Source organism: Pseudoalteromonas denitrificans DSM 6059 (genome assembly GCF_900112265.1).
GTDB classification, from domain to species: domain Bacteria; phylum Pseudomonadota; class Gammaproteobacteria; order Enterobacterales; family Alteromonadaceae; genus Pseudoalteromonas; species Pseudoalteromonas denitrificans.
Genome location: NZ_FOLO01000007.1, coordinates 116798 through 134088 on the forward strand (window position 1 = coordinate 116798; position 17291 = coordinate 134088).

The window sequence follows — 17291 nt, forward strand, 5'->3', positions numbered from 1 at the left end:
CTGTATTAATTTATATAACTACAAAAAACTGACTTTAACAGGGATATACGATTACAAATAAGAAGTCTATAACACAGGTTTAATTCATGAATATATAATCATCTACTTTTCTTAGGTGTAAAAAGTGGCTGAAACTCAAATTTAGATTTATTTTGAGGCACTTCTTTTTTCTCTTCAATACCTACTTCATAAACATCAAATGGGGGACGCATGCGATGATTTTTATTTCGCATAATTTCAGCAAATGTACATCCACCTCCTTTCAACGCTTCAGTTGCAAATTTACCAACGTTTTTACTGAAATCAATCACACCAAAATTTGTCGTTAGAATTGTCAATTTTTTATTGTTATTACGAATTCGAATCAATGCACCCAGCTCTTCTACATAGCCATCAATCAGTGTACGCTCTGCAGCTCCTATCTCATCAAGCATTAAAACGTCTGCTTCTTGCGCTGAGTTTCGCGCTCTTTCTGCTTCAATAGGGTTATTTCTAGCGCTCCACATTTGTGATACAAGCACACTAAATTGCTTAGCTAATACTGTGGCTGATGTTTGTTGTTTAATAAGATTTAATACCGCACAGCCTAAATGTGTTTTACCACTGCCATACTCACCAGATAAAACTAAATTAAGGTTCCCCTTTCCTGCTATCGCATCTGTAGCATAACCACTCACTATCTGAATGATTTCATGCTGCCACTGATGTTCAGCGTTAAAGTTAGAGAAAGTTTGACTATCTAAATCAACATCACAAGATTTCATGAGCGCATTGGCCTGCCTTTGCTTTCCTTCTTTAATTAAGCGAGCCGAATCTTCTAGGCCTTTTGCACTATTTTCAGCAAATAATTGCTCATAAGTAAGTGTCGATTTTGAATTTAATAAGTGCTTGAGTTTCGTTTTCTCCATTAACTTTTTTAAATTACCACTATTATGAGAAACGCGCTGATCACTAACAGAGTCTGCCTTACCTTTATTTTTATCAACGCCTTTTAAAGCTTGAAATTGCTCAAAGGTTAAATCGTCATCATCTATCATTGCTCAAATCACTCACTTTTCGTTTAATTATTTCACCCTCAGACACTAAATCCTCAGATGTAGTATTCGTTAACCCATTTGAATTTTTTATAGAAGCTTTTCCATATTGACTGTTTCTAGAATAAATTTTAGCACTTGCAATCCATTTTCTCCAAGCAGCATGCCATCGAATAATAGGCTTTAATTCAAGTACATTTTTATCTGAATTATGGGCTATAAACATTTCCCACTGTAATTCAATATCTTCAATATTTGCTGAAAAGCCAACTGATTTTGCAATCAATAAAACTTGTTGATCAAAAATAAGCTTATCTACACTTATAGAAATAGATGAGCTTGTTTCTTTAACATCCGTGACGGCTATATTCTTAGTAATTTCTTCATCTTGAAATTGTGGAACCTGAGGTTTTGCACCATAAATATTAAACTCAGATGTTGTGTAACAAGCAACAAATTCATTATTACGCACAATGTCAATCAAGCCTCTTTTTTGCATTGACTTCAAAGTATTTGAGATATCAGTTGGTTCTAAATAATTAAAAATTTCTGTCAATGCAGAGTCTGATATTTTCGTCCAAACAAAATCATTTTTAATATGCGTACCATTTAATTTATTGTGCTTTAATTGTTGCTTAAAATAGCGCAATAATATTGATTCTATCAAACCAAATTTACGTGCATCTGAAACGCTAAATATATGTATATCTGACATGTAATTGATCTTAATTCTTTTTGTTAAAAGCGAATTTATAAATTAAATGGGTAACTATAATAACCCTAAAGCGACATATTAACTATTGCAAATTATAATCGAATTCAACCTTACCTTATCAGTTAAAGTATATAACACTGTAAAAGTAACACCTTACCAATCGTTTTTTATATACAGCAATAAAATACTTATTTCATTTCTAATCATAATTACAGTGTTATGAGCCAAGTTTCATAATTTGAATACGTCATTATAAAATTTTTCTTCCTTTAAAATCCAAACATAAATATAAAATACAATTAATCAAAGTTAATTTTATAAATATAAGATGAACCAACTTTTTCTTATAAAACAACCTGCTGCCGCATGTAAAAAATAAAACACGTGTTTTAGTGCTATTTATTCAAAAATATGACAAATTACCGTTCCCAAAAGTGAAACCCACTTGTGTTTTCAAATATATTTATTAAATAAAGGATAAAAATGAGAAAAAAATTCGCCTTCTGTGTTATAGCACCAACTCTATTTTCTTGTGTACCACTGACAGCCCAAGCTAATACTTCAAATATAGTTGAACTGTTAAAAACAAGCAGTGTAAACAAGCAAAATATAAGAAGCCAAATGCTGGCTGAAGAGATAGCACGTGAATTTATCAGTTCACAGAATTCGCGCTATTCAAATTGGAAAACAGCGAAAATAGAAACAACAATCCCTTTATATGATTTAAATGATCAGTTGCAGTCGTATGAAATACAGCTGGTAAATGAATTAGCAGAGCCTGTTGGTTACATTATCATTGAAGCAAATCAAGAGCGTTCAGGGGTGACAGAGTTCACAACAATTGGAGTGGCACCAAGCATAGATTTACAGTACTTTTTTGAACAAGAAACTGGCTTAACCAGTAAAAACAAAAATATAAAGTTTATTTGGAATGGTCCCGGTACTTCAGGGTTACTTTGGTTAAATGGTCAAAATGAACAAAAACTGATTTCTTTAAATCCAAATTTACGTATTGATGACTTTAAAATAATCAGAGAAAAAAGTTTAACTCGCCAACATCAATATTTATCAGCTAAACATTCTAACTTTTATGCTCCAGCAACATTAGAAACACAAAGTGATAATATAATTGACTGGAGTTTCAAGCCGTTTTTTCAAGAAAAGCGTACTTGGAATAACTCATCAAATGAAAACAACTATTGCTATGCTGGTTGCACACCTATCGCAGCAGCTATGTTAATTGATTTTTATGATCGTAATGGATATCCACATCTAATAGGCGATGATACACAACAAGATCACCAAGCTGATAGCACGCTAATGAGACACACCATAGATGAATTACGAAAAAATTTAGGAACATATTGTCGCAGTGATGAACAAGGCGGTACAGCCCAATCAGCAAGTGTAAAATTAGTTGATTATATGAATACTCGCAGTGAACAGCAATGGGATGCAAAACGTATTTCATACGCAACAATGACAACTTTTTCTTATATTATTCGAGAGATAAAAGCACAACGCCCTGTTATTGTTCATTATCATACAAAAGGCAATATAGGCACTAATCACTCGGCAATTGCATCTGGATATATTTATGGTGGATATTGGAGCGATAATTTTTTAACCGTACGCACTGGTTGGAGTCGCCAGATAGAAAAAACATATAATATAGATAATATGGGCTCTGTTGCAGCAACCTTAGTTTCAAAAACAAATTAATTATAAATTGGGCGTACTTCGTTTCGCCCAAACCATTCCTTTTTACGATAAAAACAACATCTCGTTTAATGTGAAAATTCAAAGTATTTGATAATGAATCAAATTAAATGATAAATACAAATCACTAAGTTCAAATAAGGTATAGTTGATGGCTGAAAAGAATTATCACTTTTCAGATATTTAAATAATGGCTACAATGCTAATGTACTTGTTGGTAAGGTAAGGTTAAGTTATTTATATTTAGGCGCAAGCCCAAGGATAGTCACTTTATTGTCCTTGTCCTTTTATGGTGTTGTTACCGCACTAACAGGTAATTTTTAGTTAATAGAAATTTACAAATTTTCTTTTTTTAGATGTTTATCGTATGCGGACTCTTTTTTGTACCACATTTGTTTCGCAACATATGGGCCAATAACTAACCATATTAAGACTATAGGACTTGCTTCAACGATTAACCAATCTATCCATTGGTGTAAAGTATGGGGTTCTAAGTCTGAACCAATATGACCTAAATATGTTAGAGGTAATAACCCTAATAACCAACTACCCACAAACAATAAAGTCATTTTTATTTGATACTTGAGTAATCCATTGCTACTCATTTTTTCCCAGTTTAAAGCCATTTTATCGGTATACTTTTTCATCACAATCACTCCATTAAATAGTAGCGTTTAAACAACACTACTATTTTAAAGATACTTATCTATTCACAAGGTACTTGAATTCTTTGTCCGTTGCTAAAATCTCTGTAGCAATAAGCACCACTACCGACTAAGTTATTACTACTACCTGAACCGCCTGATGCATTACCACTACCATCACCACCGCCTCCACCAGAGTTATTGCCACCAGAACCGCTACCGTATAATTCAGCTGCCGTGAACTTTACACCTTTTCTCCATACCGCAATGATCGCTCCACCTTTTACGACTATAGTATCGCCTACTTGTAGTTTTGTTTTACTAGCTCCTTGAAACAATTCACCAATAACCCAGTTTGTTCCACCACCTGCTATCATAGTAGTTGTAATTTCGGCATAACCCATTGCTTTACCAGCAGCTTGGATCATAGCTACAGCTCTGCCAGCAGCACTAACAGTAATGGCACCTACAACAAAGTTATAATGCCACCTTCTAGGCGTGTCCATACTGTCTATATCACCTTGGTCTATTTTATGATACCACTCGTATTCCCTTGTGAGTCTGAATAATTCCATCACCCATGGTTTTTTAGTCCCAGCCCAGTCCTCCCAAGCTTCACAGTTATAATCGCGGTCAAATTCACAATTTAAAGCACCATCATAAGTAGAGTCTCCTTTAGATTTTGAATTAACAAGTACACCATTATCAATCAAATTGAAGGTTATATTGTGGGGTAATTCTGCGTTTGTTGTTCTATATAAATATTTGTTAATTGAATCATTCATATCACATTCAACTGAACTACATGGAACTTCAACACTATGCTCTTCTTCAGCTTTAATGTTATTACTATATAATATTGATGCTGCAATAACAGACAAGGTTAATAGTTTACTCTTCATGTTCTCTTAAAAATCCTGTTTAAAAACAAAAAAGCCATGCTTCATTGCATGACTTAGGGAGCCTAACGCACCTCAAACATATCATTAATGATATGTATTTATCTATTAATGCGCTTTAATATTACATTATTGTGCTTTTTAAGTTATAAATTATTTAATTTTTTTAACGTATCCGCAGCCTCTAATAATAAATCCAAGTTGCTATCTATTAGGTTTGTACTCCGTGAAAACATAAGATTTTTTTCGATTAATTTTAGATCAGCTATCACATCTCTTTTCCTTTTTAAGGTTGTCTGACTAATGACTTTAGACTTATACCCTTCAGAGAGTATTTTCATTGTTTTCAGTGTGTTGAGTTCATTTTTATAATTTAAAACACCATGTTTTTTCTCGTAGACGTTAATTGATATGCGTGAGTATGTTGATTGGTTTAAACCTGTGAAGCATTTTAGAAAATCTGATGGGATACCTGCCTTTCGGCGAAGTTGATCCATAACTAAAAATGTTTTATATGACGTTGATAGCATTTACCTTCAATCCTAGTGTTATTATTTCTTTAAAAACAATAACTAATATTCTAACAACCTCTTTGAAAGAATTAAATCAAAACAATATTATTGTTGGTAAATCAAACTATTATACTTTGGATGAGCAATCCAAACATAACCCTAGTACAAAGTATCAATTATTAATTCTTTGAGTTAATAAAATTCATAGGAAATATGATAAAAATCACACCCTTACAAATCATCTTGGAATGGTAGTATATAATTTATGTCCAAAGTTATCTGTTGGATTAGGGGAACATCTGAAAGAGTGATAAAAATGGTAAGTAAGTGTCATATTGTCGGTAGACAATAAAATGTAATATCGTGACGGGTTAATTTTTTGACATTAAAGTTTGTTATTTTTAAACAAGTATCTTTGTGCGGCTAATTAACTCTCTAGGTGAAGCGTTAGTAAAATTAAATAAAGTTGTTAAGAAAACTTCTTTTATAGCATATTCTGTTGAAGAAATTGTGCGAGTAAAATGAGATAAGAACTCTAAATTTTTAATTTTTAATTTTTAATTTTTAATTTTTAATTTTTAATTTTTAATTTTTAATTTTTAATTTTTAATTTTTAATTTTTAATTTTACAAAAGGAAAAAGCAGCTTTAAACTTTGGTTTTAATTTTTTCCGTTTTTTTTAATATCGCTGCGATATTTAACTTCAAATAAAATCATTGAACCATCATGATAGGAAACAAGTTCATCTAGCGAATAAGTTTTTCCCATATTGTATTGAGACCGGCTGTTCATAAAAATGTTTCACAACAGGGTTGTTATCTAATAGAAATAAAAAAAATCTTTCTAATGAAGACTCTGCATCAGTCATTCTATTTAATTTATTGCTAGCTACTTTTGCTGTTAGATTTAAGTAGCCAGCTTTTATATCTCTAACGGGCATAAATTACTCTCAATTATTTTGATTATTAACAACCCACTATCAAGGAATTCGAATTCTCTTATTAAATAATTTGAATCCAAAAACTCAAAATATGTGATTTTAGAATTTATATTATCAACTAAAGTGATAACTGTCATTTAACTTAAACCCCACCTTAAAGTATCAATTTAAATTTAACTGTTTTGTACAAAGAATCATTAAAAATAAGTAATAAAATTAAAAACAACCTTCCTCACCATCGGTATTTACATTTGTTTACAATTTGAAATAAACAGTTATTAGTGTGATTATCACAACAATTAAAATTCACAAAAATTTAAACTAAAAAACACAATATAAAAACATTAAAGCTCAATAAACACTCCAAATTAAAATAGAACACCAGCATTTAAGTGCTTAATTTAACGACTATTTTGCTATTGATTTTATTTTTTATTTTATATAGCTGTTGTATTTAATTTATTAAAAATCTATCAAAAAACACCCAATAAAAGTATTGAATTGGAAACATTTGTAATAAAGTTAAAACTCTAACACCACCCCTAATAAACAACCCTAAGGTTAAAAATACCGTTGACTTATCATTTTCAGGAACATAGTTTAATTAGAACAAAGGCACTATAAAGTGTCAGAAGTTTAAATTTAAATTATAAGTTTCAAGGGGGAAGGTTTAATGCTTTTTACATTAGCCGATTTATTTAACAAAGCGATATCAAATCAATGGCAAGGTAAAATTAATTTTTATCCAAGTTATAAATTACTCAACTCGCATTTTTTAAAAGCTTTTTCCTCTCAATTATCAAATGCCATTCAGGTAGACTTTGGTGAGCGTATTTTAGTGACTGATGAAGTAACGCCGCAAACGATAACAACAATTCTTTGGTTATGGTCACAAGGTGCTGTTGTTGTGCCAGTCAGGCATAATATGAATCAAGACGCGATCAATAAAATTGCATTAGATTGCCATGCAAAACGATTTATTCGTAATGGTCAGGTGACAAATATTCCACTTGATTATAACCAAAGTAATTTAGAGCATCATTCTAAGTTTGAGTGTCATTCTCAGCGACGTTTATGTGGTGCCGACTTAGCTTTGATCATATATACCTCAGGGAGCACAGGAAAACCAAAAGGCATCATGCTAAGTCATGCAAATGTGATCACCGCGATGTATTCCATTGGGAATTATCTTGAACTCAATGAGCAAGAGCATATTTTATGTTTATCACCTTTATCATTTGACTATGGTTTATATCAATTACTGTTTAGTCTTAACTTTGATTGTCACCTCACATTATTTGAAAACGATTTTCATCCAATCAAAGTACTAAAAGCCATTGAAGATAATCAAATTACCTTGCTTCCCGTAGTACCAGCAATGGCCAGTGCTTTAAGTAAAATGATCCAAGTATTTAAGAAACCATTACCTAGCTTGATCAAGCTAACTAACACCGGTGGTCATCTTGCTGAGGATACAGTTAAATCTTTAACACATTCATTATCAAACCTAAACATCTATGCGATGTACGGTTTGACTGAGTGTAAACGTGCTTTATATCTCCCCCCAAAAGACAGTATTCGTAAATTAGGCTCTGTAGGTATACCCATTCCAGGATTAGAGGCAAAAATTTTCACCTCAAAAAACACCTCTCATTTTAAAGAGGTGGATCAAGGTGAAATTGGTGAGCTTTTCATTCGCAGCGCAACCCTAATGCAAGGTTATTACGGTTTAGCAAACGCAGGCGCGAGTATTTTGAACGGTCATTATCGCGATGATAACTGGTTAGCAACTGGAGATTTATTTAGCCAAGATAATGAAGGTTATTTTTATTTCAAAGGGCGCAGTAAAGATCTTATAAAACAAGCAGGGTTTTGTTTATACCCCGCAGAATTAGAAGCAAAAATAGAACGCCATAGCAATGTACACCTCACAGCGATTGTACCTCATAATGATAGATTTGGTGATGAAATAGCCTGCTTATATGTACAACTAAACCAAAATAATAAAATGCAGCAAGATAACTTCAAATTATGGTTGCAAACAACAATAGACACTAGCTACTGCCCGCGTGAAATTAAGTTTATAGACACTATGGCTCTTACAGAAAACAGTAAAGTAGACAAGCAAAAGTTAATGTTGAATTTATCAGAAGCTTAAAACAAGTAAAGGTGTTGTACTAATGGAACAAATCACTAAATTATTGAATGAAAATCACCGTCAAATAGAAACGCCTTGTTATTTCTACAGCGTTAGCCGTGTCGCAAAAAATTATAAGCAACTTAAAACAGCATTAGGCACAGAGCTGATTTATTCAATGAAAGCCAATAACGATGTTGACTTATTAATGCGGTGTAGTCACCACCTCTCTGGTGGTATTGAAATCGCTTCTATTGGTGAATTAAACTTAGTTGCAGGGGGAAATAGCGAAAAATATATCAATAACCCTTCAACAGACAAAAAGTTTTTACGTGCAGCTGTTGCCTCTCGTTCAACCATTATTATTGATAATTTAGTGCAATTAAAAACCTTAATTGAATTTATAGGAAAACGTCCGTTAAAGCCTATTCTTTTGCGATTAAATTCATGCGTTTTAAAACAATTTAACCCAGACTTACCAAAAATACGACCAGATCAATTTGGTATGGATTGGGACACAGTTTGCCAAGCTTTAGATATTTGCCAGCAAAATCAAATACCACTTGGTGGCATTCATCTTTTTAATGGCTCTTATAATTTTACAAAAGTCGCATTTGAGACTGCCAAAGCTGCATTAGATATTGTTAACGAAATACAACGGCGTTATACCTCCCCTTTAACTTTTCTAAATTTAGGGGGGGGGTTTTCTGATAATTGGCAAGAAAGTGATTTTGATTTTGCTGCTTATCGTCATTTATTAACACAATTTCCAGATAACATCACCATAGCTCATGAAACTGGACGAGGTCTAATGGCATCAGCTGGTTTTTTTGCTACTCGAATTAGGTATTTAAAAAATATCGAACAAGAACTGATTGCTGTATGTGATGGTGGAATTAACCAAAATTTCTTATTAGCACAGACAGAAAATAGTTTTCGAAAATTAAAAACGCCAAAACTTTGGAGCCAATCTCCACATGAAGCTACTTCAGCTTGCACTTATGTTGGTAGCTCATGCAGTAAAGACGATGTCATAGGTAAACAAAATGATAATCATATTTTACCTCAAGTTGGTGATATTAGTATTTATTCCAATTGTGGGGCATACAACGCCAGCTATACCCTAACACCCTTTTTAAAACTTCCTGCTGCAAAAACTTACATTATTGAATAAGGCTAATTATGAGTGATTTAAAATCAATATTTGGTGGTTTTATAACTGACCATTTAAATGCCGATGTGCCCATACCTGAGCACTTTAAACAAATAACCGATAATGCAGTATTTTCGTTACTCGACTCCGAAATTTTAATTGAAGATAATTTTTCAATCAGAGCAAATTTAACCGAGCCTAAAGTAAAGCAGCCTTTAGAAAGCTTCGCACAAACATTTGTGATAGATGAGCTAACAGAGCAAGTAAAACACACTGGCTTTGGGGCTCATTTTCATCAAATAATCGGTTTATTTGGTTCTATAATGTTAGAGCTTACAGCAAATGAAACACAACTAGCGCAAGTTAATGCTTGGCTTGAACAAGGGTATTTTGGTCATTTTTTAATGACTGATTCAGGAGGCCCATCACTGAATCAGTGGCAAACAAGTTTAGATACATCAGCTGACAATTGGCAGCTGAATATAGATAAAAAATGGGGCATAGAAGCCCATAATCTTGGCTTTATTATTTTGGTTGTACGTCAACCAGGAAAACCATTTCCATTAACATTTTTAATTCCCCCCGAACAAGCCAAGTCTTTACATCAAGAAAAAATAGGTGCCTCCTATTTAGATAATTTACTGCAATTAGGCAATGCTAAAGGCGAGATTATTGTTAATCGTGATCAATTATTAAAAAAAGGAGGCTTAGGCAGTGTAAACCGCTTTTTAACATTAGTACGTCCTCGTTTTGTTAAATCATTAATGAACCACCTTTTATGGTTAGCAGCTAATAACCGCTTAACTTTAGATCCCAAACTGAACGAAAATATAAACTACTTAAATGCTGTAGCCGATTCATGTTTAGCACAAACACATTTTTCTATGCATTCAGTCGATCGGGTACTTGCCTTAAAATTCGCTTCAAATGAACTTTTACTAAATACAGTCTCTCAGGGAAAGGTCGCTCAGTTTAATGATCAAAGAGATTTATTAGGCTTTACTAAAATGGAAGGTAGCTCATACCGCTGTTTTCTAGAGATTTATTCTAAACAAAAAAGAGTTAGAAGATGAGTGCCTTAACAGTAAAAAGCATTGCTTTTACACCATTAAAACAACGCTTATTTAAGCAAAGACTTGATAGTAAAACTGCTTTTTTATGGTTAAGCGAAATGATAGGCAAACAAACAAATAAAGTTATCGCACCTCTTACATTAAATGAACAAAATAAAATAAAACGACATTTTTTATGTTCAACCATGGTTGAATTACCATTCACAACGGGAGAGATCAGCTGGTCTGAAGTCGCCAGCATGTTAGCTAAACATGGACCTCATCAAGCTGATACATTTATTAACGCTTATGAATGTGCTTCTTGGGGTTTTTCTTTAAGACACTATTTACAGCATGAACAAGAACCCCAATTTTTATTGGTCAGTATTCTAGATGCAAATATTTATGACCTTGAATTTTGGCGTTATAACGAACATTGGCATGAATCAGGGTTTGGCATTACGACCGTTTTATTAGAAGTTACAAAACCCGTTACACATGAGCTGGTTACTCAATGTGCAGTGACACATAATTCAATGGCTGAATTTGCAACTGTGGTACGTCGTAGTGTTGCACAACGCGACAACTGCACGTTAGCGATGCCATTTTTTCCAGAAAACATTCAACAAATGTTTGAAAAGTTATTAGCTAATCAAGCGCGTTTACCAGACTTACATCATAGTTTAGGTCACTGTTTTGGCGCTGACCCTTGGTTATCAATATTAAACACAGGTTTAAACAACTCAATTACTCAAAATAAACACTATCTAGCCTGTTCTTTAGCATTAAATGGCTATTTTGCTATGGCTGAGGTCACAGTGACACCACAAACTCAATTTATACTACAGGAGGCGATGGGCTATGAATAATGTTTATCCACATCACTATTTAGGCCAGTTAAACAATATTCCTTTTGCCAATAAACCATCGGCAGCACTTGCGCGTTGCATGCCACTTGCTAATGAAAATGATTTTGATGTATTTTCACAATTACCCTGTAGTGATGCGCCAATTTTAATTAATTTTATTGAACACTATCAAATATTGAATGAGTTAGTTAATCAAGCTAATGCTTTATGGGATTGTGAACTTACCATATTGCTGCGTATTTCTATGCCAGGAGGTATGCGTCTCCCGGCATCCTTATTAGCCGATAATGTTTTATTAATGCAAGATGTTGAACCTGAACTAAAACGGCTATCAGGTAAAGTTAAACATTTACTTGTAATAGATGACCATTTTATTCGTTACCAATTAGAGCAAGGTGATAATGCAATTGCCATTAGTTTATTCACCTTAAGTGCACAACAAAATACGCGTTTTAAGCAATTTATTGCAAAGCTTGCACACTATAATATTGGTGAAAAATGAACGATTTAAATACCAACAAATCAATTGTTATTGATAAATACTGGGCCGCACCAACAGATTCGGTAGAAGAAGGTTTAGCGTATCTAAAAGATGCATTAAAAAGAATAACATCCTGGCCAAGCCAAATTTTGATAGTGAGTGCTGCAGAGGTAAAACTACTTTTAAACCCTTTAGTTTCAAATTTCTGTCAATCATTATTACAAGAACATAATACTCACTTGACCTTTGTCAGTGCAGCCTGCACTAGCTTACATGCTGCTATTTTTGATTTTGAAAAAATGCGAACATCTGAGTGCTTGGTAATACTTTTAGAGCTAGATCAAGACCTACAACAAGCTTGTTTAAATGCGTTAGGTGTAGGAAATGAAGCAGGCCAAGATGGTCTAACAGTAAAGAATTGCATTGGATATTGCTTATTACAAAAAAAAATCCCTCAAGATACTGATATTACCATTAGTAAATGTGATGTCTTTTCTCAGCCAAAAGGCATGTCTGGTATTCAAAAACTACTCAATCAACTCACGCACTATATTAATCAATCTTCAAATGATTGCTTATTTGTATCTTTTGATATTTGCTCTAAATGGGGAAAAACGCTCATAAAAGCACTAAAGTCTCGATTAAAGGATAATCAAGATATCTCTCATTGGTTAACAAGCATCGAAGACGATAATCAACATTATTTAAGTTTAAAGCCCCTGCTTGAACTGCAGTTGTATCAGCATAAATTGGCAAATCAAGACTTGCAAATTCTGACTTTAGGCGGTGGAGGTCGAATTGGGTGTTTGAAGCTCACATCTGGTCTGAATAAAACAACTCACATATCAAAGTCCTCTTTTGATGAATTTAATTTAACAGCTGATGAAGCGATATATCTTCAGTCAATTAAGGTTAAAAAGCATTCAATACAGGCTTACCACGAAATTATAAAAGCCACATTAAAATACCCTCAGTCCCAGTATAGAGGTATTAATAATCACTATTTTCGTTGGCATCAGAACTTAAGCCAAGGATCAGGAGTAAATCAATGAAACATTCTCTTAAAATAAGACAAGATTACGATGTTCTGATCATAGGTGCTGGTTGGGCAGGATTAACACTTGCTAGACAAATAAAATTAGAAAATCCAAATTTAAGCATTTTACAGCTTGAAGCCAGTACGCAATTTAAGGCTAAAGTTGGTGAAGCTACGGTCGAAATGGCAGGTCATTATTTTATTCACCGTTTAGGGTTAATAAATTATTTATATCGTAATCACTTACCTAAAAATGGCTTACGTTTTTTCTTTGACTCTGAGCAACATGATTTAAGCTTACATGAAATGAGTGAACATGGCACCACGAGCATTCCACCGCATCCTGCATTTCAATTAGATCGTGCCAAATTAGAGCATGATTTGGTTTATATGAATCAAGAGCAAGGCATTGATTTATTAATGGGGGCCAAGGTTAAAGATATTCAAATCAATGATAATGCTGACCATCATATTAGTTTTGATTATTTAGCCCAGACTCACAACATATCAGCTCGTTGGTTAGTTGATGCCAGTGGTAAAGCAAGTTTACTTGCAAAAAAAGAAAAGTTACATCACCGCCGAGATGTACCAAAAAACTGTGCTGCTTGGGCACGTTTTAGCCAAGTAACGGATATAGATTCAATCGGTCCACAAAAATGGCGAAAAATGGTCAATGGTCGATTTTTATCTACCATACATTTTACAGGACCTGGCTATTGGATTTGGGTCATACCTTTAAGTGGTGGCTTTACCAGCATTGGTATTGATTGTGACAAAGCAGTTATGAAAAAACCTCCGCTGAAACAAGCTGATTTCTTAGCTTTTTTACAGCAACATAAAGGTTTATCTGAGCTCTTAGTCAATGCCAAACTTGAAGATTTTGAGGCTTGGGGGCAATTAGCCTATCGTTCTGAGCAGTTTATAAATATAAAGCGATGGGCTACCACTGGTTTTGCCGCTATGTTTTTAGACCCTTTATTTAGTGGTGGTGGAGATGTCATTGCAATAACCAATGATGCAATCACCAATACGATTTGTGCTGATTTTTCCTATCATAATCAAGAGGAAGCCGATAAAGCGCTTACATATAAAGTTCCGATACTGAATCAGCAAAGCCATGAATTTTATCAAGGTCTATATGCTTACATTAATAATACAAATCCTGCTTTAGACTGTGCAGAAATATGCTCCCCCCTACTTGCATATAATACTGCGGTTTATTTTCTAGAAGCTGCCTGGGATTACATGGCCGGTAATTTCTCTAATATTGAATACTGGCAAAAAAAGGATTATATCCGCCGAGGTTACCTCGCACTTGAGAAAATTCTGAATAAACAAATTACTTCCACCCTTCAAACATTGAGGGAGCAAGGACGTTACTTTAACCGTAATCATGAAGGCTTTTTTGAATCAGGTGCTGATTTATATAAATATTTCGTCTTTGATATGGGGAAACCAGGAAAAGATGGTTGGCGCATTGATATGCACATCAAACTTTGGGTTGATATATATTTAAAAATAACCGCAAGTAAGTTGAATTTAAACAAGTTTGCCAGCCGTAGATTGGTACAAGAAACATTAAATCTACCACAGATACTTGCGCACGAGACTTTTGATGAAACACAGTTCCCTGAATTACTGGCAAATTTAAATCAAACACTGACAAATGAATTACAACAAAATACCGAGCATACTGTATTGGCTGAAATTACACGCGAATCATTTAGTTCAGGTCATGTCACAGTACAAGTGATTGATAACACGCTTGATGATGCTGATATGAATAAACTCATTCAAATGGCAAAAGGCATTTGGAATACGGAACAAGAATATATTGCCATGCCATTTATGGTGCCGCATTTCTTACAATTTTGTCGTAAAACTGATACAAAAATAATGTCAGACCCTATACAAGAAGTTGCGTTATGTTAATGGAAAAAATGACATTCTTAGCCCGTGATGGCATTCAACTCGCTTATGACACATTAACGGCCATTAATAGTAAAGCGACCATGATATTTTTACATGGTAGTACTTATAATAGCCGCCGTTATGCCAATATAGCCAAAACATTACATGCTCAATCTTATGATACATGCTTGCTTAACTGGCGTGGGCATGGTGCTTCAGAAGGAGAAATGGGTAATGTTGACTATATAGGTCAGCTAGAAGATGACTTGGCTGATTTTATAGCCCACTACCAAAAACAAAGTAATAAACCCCTTGTGATCGCAGGACACTCTGCTGGCGCAGTCATTTGCTTACGTTATATCAATAAATATGGCTGTGATAAAATTAGTGCAGTGAGCTTTATCGCCCCTGCAATAAATGGCCCTTTGGAAACAGCAAGATATAAACAAAAGTCTGCAAAATGGCAATATAGAATCAGCTATTTTAGAGCAGCAAAGCCAAGTAAAGTGCCACCAGCATCCGCTTTACAACATGCACCTAACTTAAATATGCTACCTTTTATAGCTGCAAAATTACTCCCATTTATGCGTACAAAAGCAATACTGCGCTTTCCCGCAAGTGAACGAATGGCAAGACTTGAAGGTCGCATACTCAATTACAGTTATAATTTAATGTTATCGTGCGATATCAATAACTACCCTGCTGCATTTAATAAAGTTACTGTACCTGTATTAATGTTATGTGGTGAGCAAGATGAAGTTATTCATGAAAATTTATTGAATACTATATTCCATTGGCATTTACCGCAAAATATTAATAAAAAGCTTATTGAATTACCTAAAGTTAACCATATGAAAGTTGTTCCTGCTGCATGCAAGATATTACCTGACTGGCTCAATGACTTATTTCCAAGTACGGCACTTAATTTACAAAAAACAAATGTAAATGAGGTACTGTGTTAATGAAGTTCATTTTTAAATTTAACGGTTATGTCAGCAATCGAGACGCGGTGATCAAAGAACTAGATTTAGATAAAAATACTTCACTGTATGATCTAATACTTGCTGCCTTTAATAAATGGTCTCTTGATTTAAATGTACATTTATTGGGAGATTTCGCCCTCATTTTACCGCTAAACAAACAATTGTTTGTATGTACATCTGCATTTTCAAGTCATACGATATTTTATCAACACACAGCACATAAATTTGAAATATATGACAACACAAAACAATTTACGGACCATAAAATATCTGCATTCTCTATAAAGCAACTCTTAGAGTGGGGCTATATTTTATCTCCTAATACATTATTCGAAAATATATTCACCCTTAATAACGGACAGAGCCAATTATGGCAATTAATACCAGATATAAAACAAGTTGCAAGTAAGCAACTCACACTCGCACACAAGCTCCATTATTCAGAAGGAGTGACAAATTCGACTGTAATATCAAATACAGAAAATAATTTAACGTCAAACGTCTTTAATCTATTACCTAAGTTGAGCCATATTTTACATCAACCTGTTAGTGCTAATTGGCAAATTGGATTTTTACTTAATATGCAAAAAAGTGACTCACACAATATCAATATTGATGTAAATATAGATCCAGATTTTCATCATGACATTAGAGTGAAACCTGAAAGATTCAGTCAAAAAATTTATCGTCCTCATTTAAAAAAACAGTCATTAAATGACGTTAAAAAACATATTTTTCAGCTATATCAACAAGAGATGCAAGATTGGATTGTAACCGAAGTTCCTAGTTTTAATACTTGGTTAGCACTTAGTTTTAAATTACCAAGTAAATGGAATCAACAAAGGCTAATAGCACAGGCTATGGGGAAAAATATCACATTTATTTACCCTGATGCCACTTTATTTAATAAACCATTAAATATTAAACCTCCACAAAACAAAGACGATCATAAATCAGAAAAACCTGTTTCTTTTTTTAATTTTGAAGATGAGAGTATCGTCAATATATTTGATGCAATGCAGCGATTAATGCATCACGGTTTTAAGCCTGTCACACATAAGCTATTTCATATTGTGCCACCTATTTCCGCAAAACTCATAAAACAGCATTCAACCCATGCAAAACAAGTTGAAAAATTTTGTTATCTATCACTTACCTTAGATCACTTAGCCAGGCACTCAAACTGGTCAGTATCTTAAAATTTAA

The 17291-nt window shown here is 33.7% G+C and carries 16 protein-coding genes; 10 read left to right on the forward strand and 6 right to left on the reverse strand.

Features of this window, described 5'->3' with window-relative positions:
- Positions 1–98 precede the first annotated feature (98 nt).
- Positions 99–1037, reverse strand: coding sequence for an ATP-binding protein (locus tag BM088_RS06980; RefSeq protein ID WP_091982224.1), 939 nt, complete (start codon positions 1035–1037; stop codon positions 99–101).
- Positions 1027–1749, reverse strand: a complete 723-nt coding sequence (locus BM088_RS06985) for a hypothetical protein (protein WP_091982225.1) — start codon at positions 1747–1749, stop codon at positions 1027–1029. Before BM088_RS06985 ends, BM088_RS06980 begins: the two co-directional genes overlap by 11 nt.
- A 483-nt stretch (positions 1750–2232) precedes the next feature.
- Between BM088_RS06985 and BM088_RS06990 the strand changes: the two genes are divergently transcribed.
- Positions 2233–3471, forward strand: a complete 1239-nt coding sequence (locus BM088_RS06990; protein ID WP_091982227.1) for a cysteine peptidase family C39 domain-containing protein — start codon at positions 2233–2235, stop codon at positions 3469–3471.
- A gap of 332 nt (positions 3472–3803) precedes the next feature.
- Here the strand turns inward: BM088_RS06990 and BM088_RS06995 are convergent, their stop codons facing one another.
- The 4 genes from BM088_RS06995 to BM088_RS07010 all read right to left on the reverse strand — a co-directional run bounded on the left by BM088_RS06995 (position 3804) and on the right by BM088_RS07010 (position 6463).
- The gene (locus BM088_RS06995) at positions 3804–4115 is read right to left on the reverse strand and encodes a hypothetical protein (protein ID WP_091982229.1); all 312 of its coding nucleotides are present in this window, start codon (positions 4113–4115) and stop codon (positions 3804–3806) included.
- Between the two features lie 59 nt (positions 4116–4174).
- On the reverse strand, positions 4175–5014 hold the full coding sequence (locus BM088_RS27150; RefSeq protein ID WP_091982230.1) for a hypothetical protein: 840 nt from the start codon (positions 5012–5014) through the stop codon (positions 4175–4177).
- Positions 5015–5157: 143 nt separating this feature from the next.
- Positions 5158–5541 (reverse strand): hypothetical protein, encoded by a 384-nt coding sequence (locus BM088_RS07005; RefSeq protein WP_091982232.1) that lies wholly within the window; start codon positions 5539–5541, stop codon positions 5158–5160.
- A 724-nt stretch (positions 5542–6265) separates the two neighbouring features.
- Positions 6266–6463: a hypothetical protein gene (locus BM088_RS07010; protein WP_091982233.1), complete on the reverse strand. Its 198-nt coding sequence runs from the start codon at positions 6461–6463 to the stop codon at positions 6266–6268.
- A gap of 673 nt (positions 6464–7136) precedes the next feature.
- Between BM088_RS07010 and BM088_RS07015 the strand changes: the two genes are divergently transcribed.
- From BM088_RS07015 to BM088_RS07055, 9 genes are read left to right on the forward strand one after another with little or no spacing between them, the layout of a single operon-like run.
- The gene (locus BM088_RS07015; protein ID WP_091982235.1) at positions 7137–8621 is read left to right on the forward strand and encodes a class I adenylate-forming enzyme family protein; all 1485 of its coding nucleotides are present in this window, start codon (positions 7137–7139) and stop codon (positions 8619–8621) included.
- A 22-nt stretch (positions 8622–8643) separates the two neighbouring features.
- A complete protein-coding gene (locus tag BM088_RS07020; protein WP_091982236.1) occupies positions 8644–9774 on the forward strand; it encodes a type III PLP-dependent enzyme domain-containing protein in 1131 nt (376 codons plus the stop codon).
- A gap of 8 nt (positions 9775–9782) precedes the next feature.
- Positions 9783–10826 carry a hypothetical protein gene (locus BM088_RS07025; protein ID WP_091982238.1) on the forward strand — a complete coding sequence of 348 codons (1044 nt, stop codon included), beginning with the start codon at positions 9783–9785 and terminating at the stop codon, positions 10824–10826.
- Positions 10823–11674: a hypothetical protein gene (locus tag BM088_RS07030; protein ID WP_091982240.1), complete on the forward strand. Its 852-nt coding sequence runs from the start codon at positions 10823–10825 to the stop codon at positions 11672–11674. The genes BM088_RS07025 and BM088_RS07030 overlap by 4 nt, the downstream gene beginning before the upstream one ends.
- Positions 11667–12176 carry a hypothetical protein gene (locus BM088_RS07035; protein WP_091982241.1) on the forward strand — a complete coding sequence of 170 codons (510 nt, stop codon included), beginning with the start codon at positions 11667–11669 and terminating at the stop codon, positions 12174–12176. The genes BM088_RS07030 and BM088_RS07035 overlap by 8 nt, the downstream gene beginning before the upstream one ends.
- Positions 12173–13207 carry a hypothetical protein gene (locus BM088_RS07040; RefSeq protein ID WP_091982243.1) on the forward strand — a complete coding sequence of 345 codons (1035 nt, stop codon included), beginning with the start codon at positions 12173–12175 and terminating at the stop codon, positions 13205–13207. The genes BM088_RS07035 and BM088_RS07040 overlap by 4 nt, the downstream gene beginning before the upstream one ends.
- A complete protein-coding gene (locus BM088_RS07045) occupies positions 13204–15123 on the forward strand; it encodes an NAD(P)/FAD-dependent oxidoreductase (protein WP_091982244.1) in 1920 nt (639 codons plus the stop codon). The genes BM088_RS07040 and BM088_RS07045 overlap by 4 nt, the downstream gene beginning before the upstream one ends.
- Positions 15117–16064 carry an alpha/beta hydrolase gene (locus tag BM088_RS07050; protein ID WP_091982246.1) on the forward strand — a complete coding sequence of 316 codons (948 nt, stop codon included), beginning with the start codon at positions 15117–15119 and terminating at the stop codon, positions 16062–16064. The genes BM088_RS07045 and BM088_RS07050 overlap by 7 nt, the downstream gene beginning before the upstream one ends.
- Positions 16064–17284, forward strand: a complete 1221-nt coding sequence (locus BM088_RS07055; protein ID WP_091982247.1) for an asparagine synthetase B family protein — start codon at positions 16064–16066, stop codon at positions 17282–17284. Before BM088_RS07050 ends, BM088_RS07055 begins: the two co-directional genes overlap by 1 nt.
- The last annotated feature ends 7 nt before the right edge of the window (positions 17285–17291 follow it).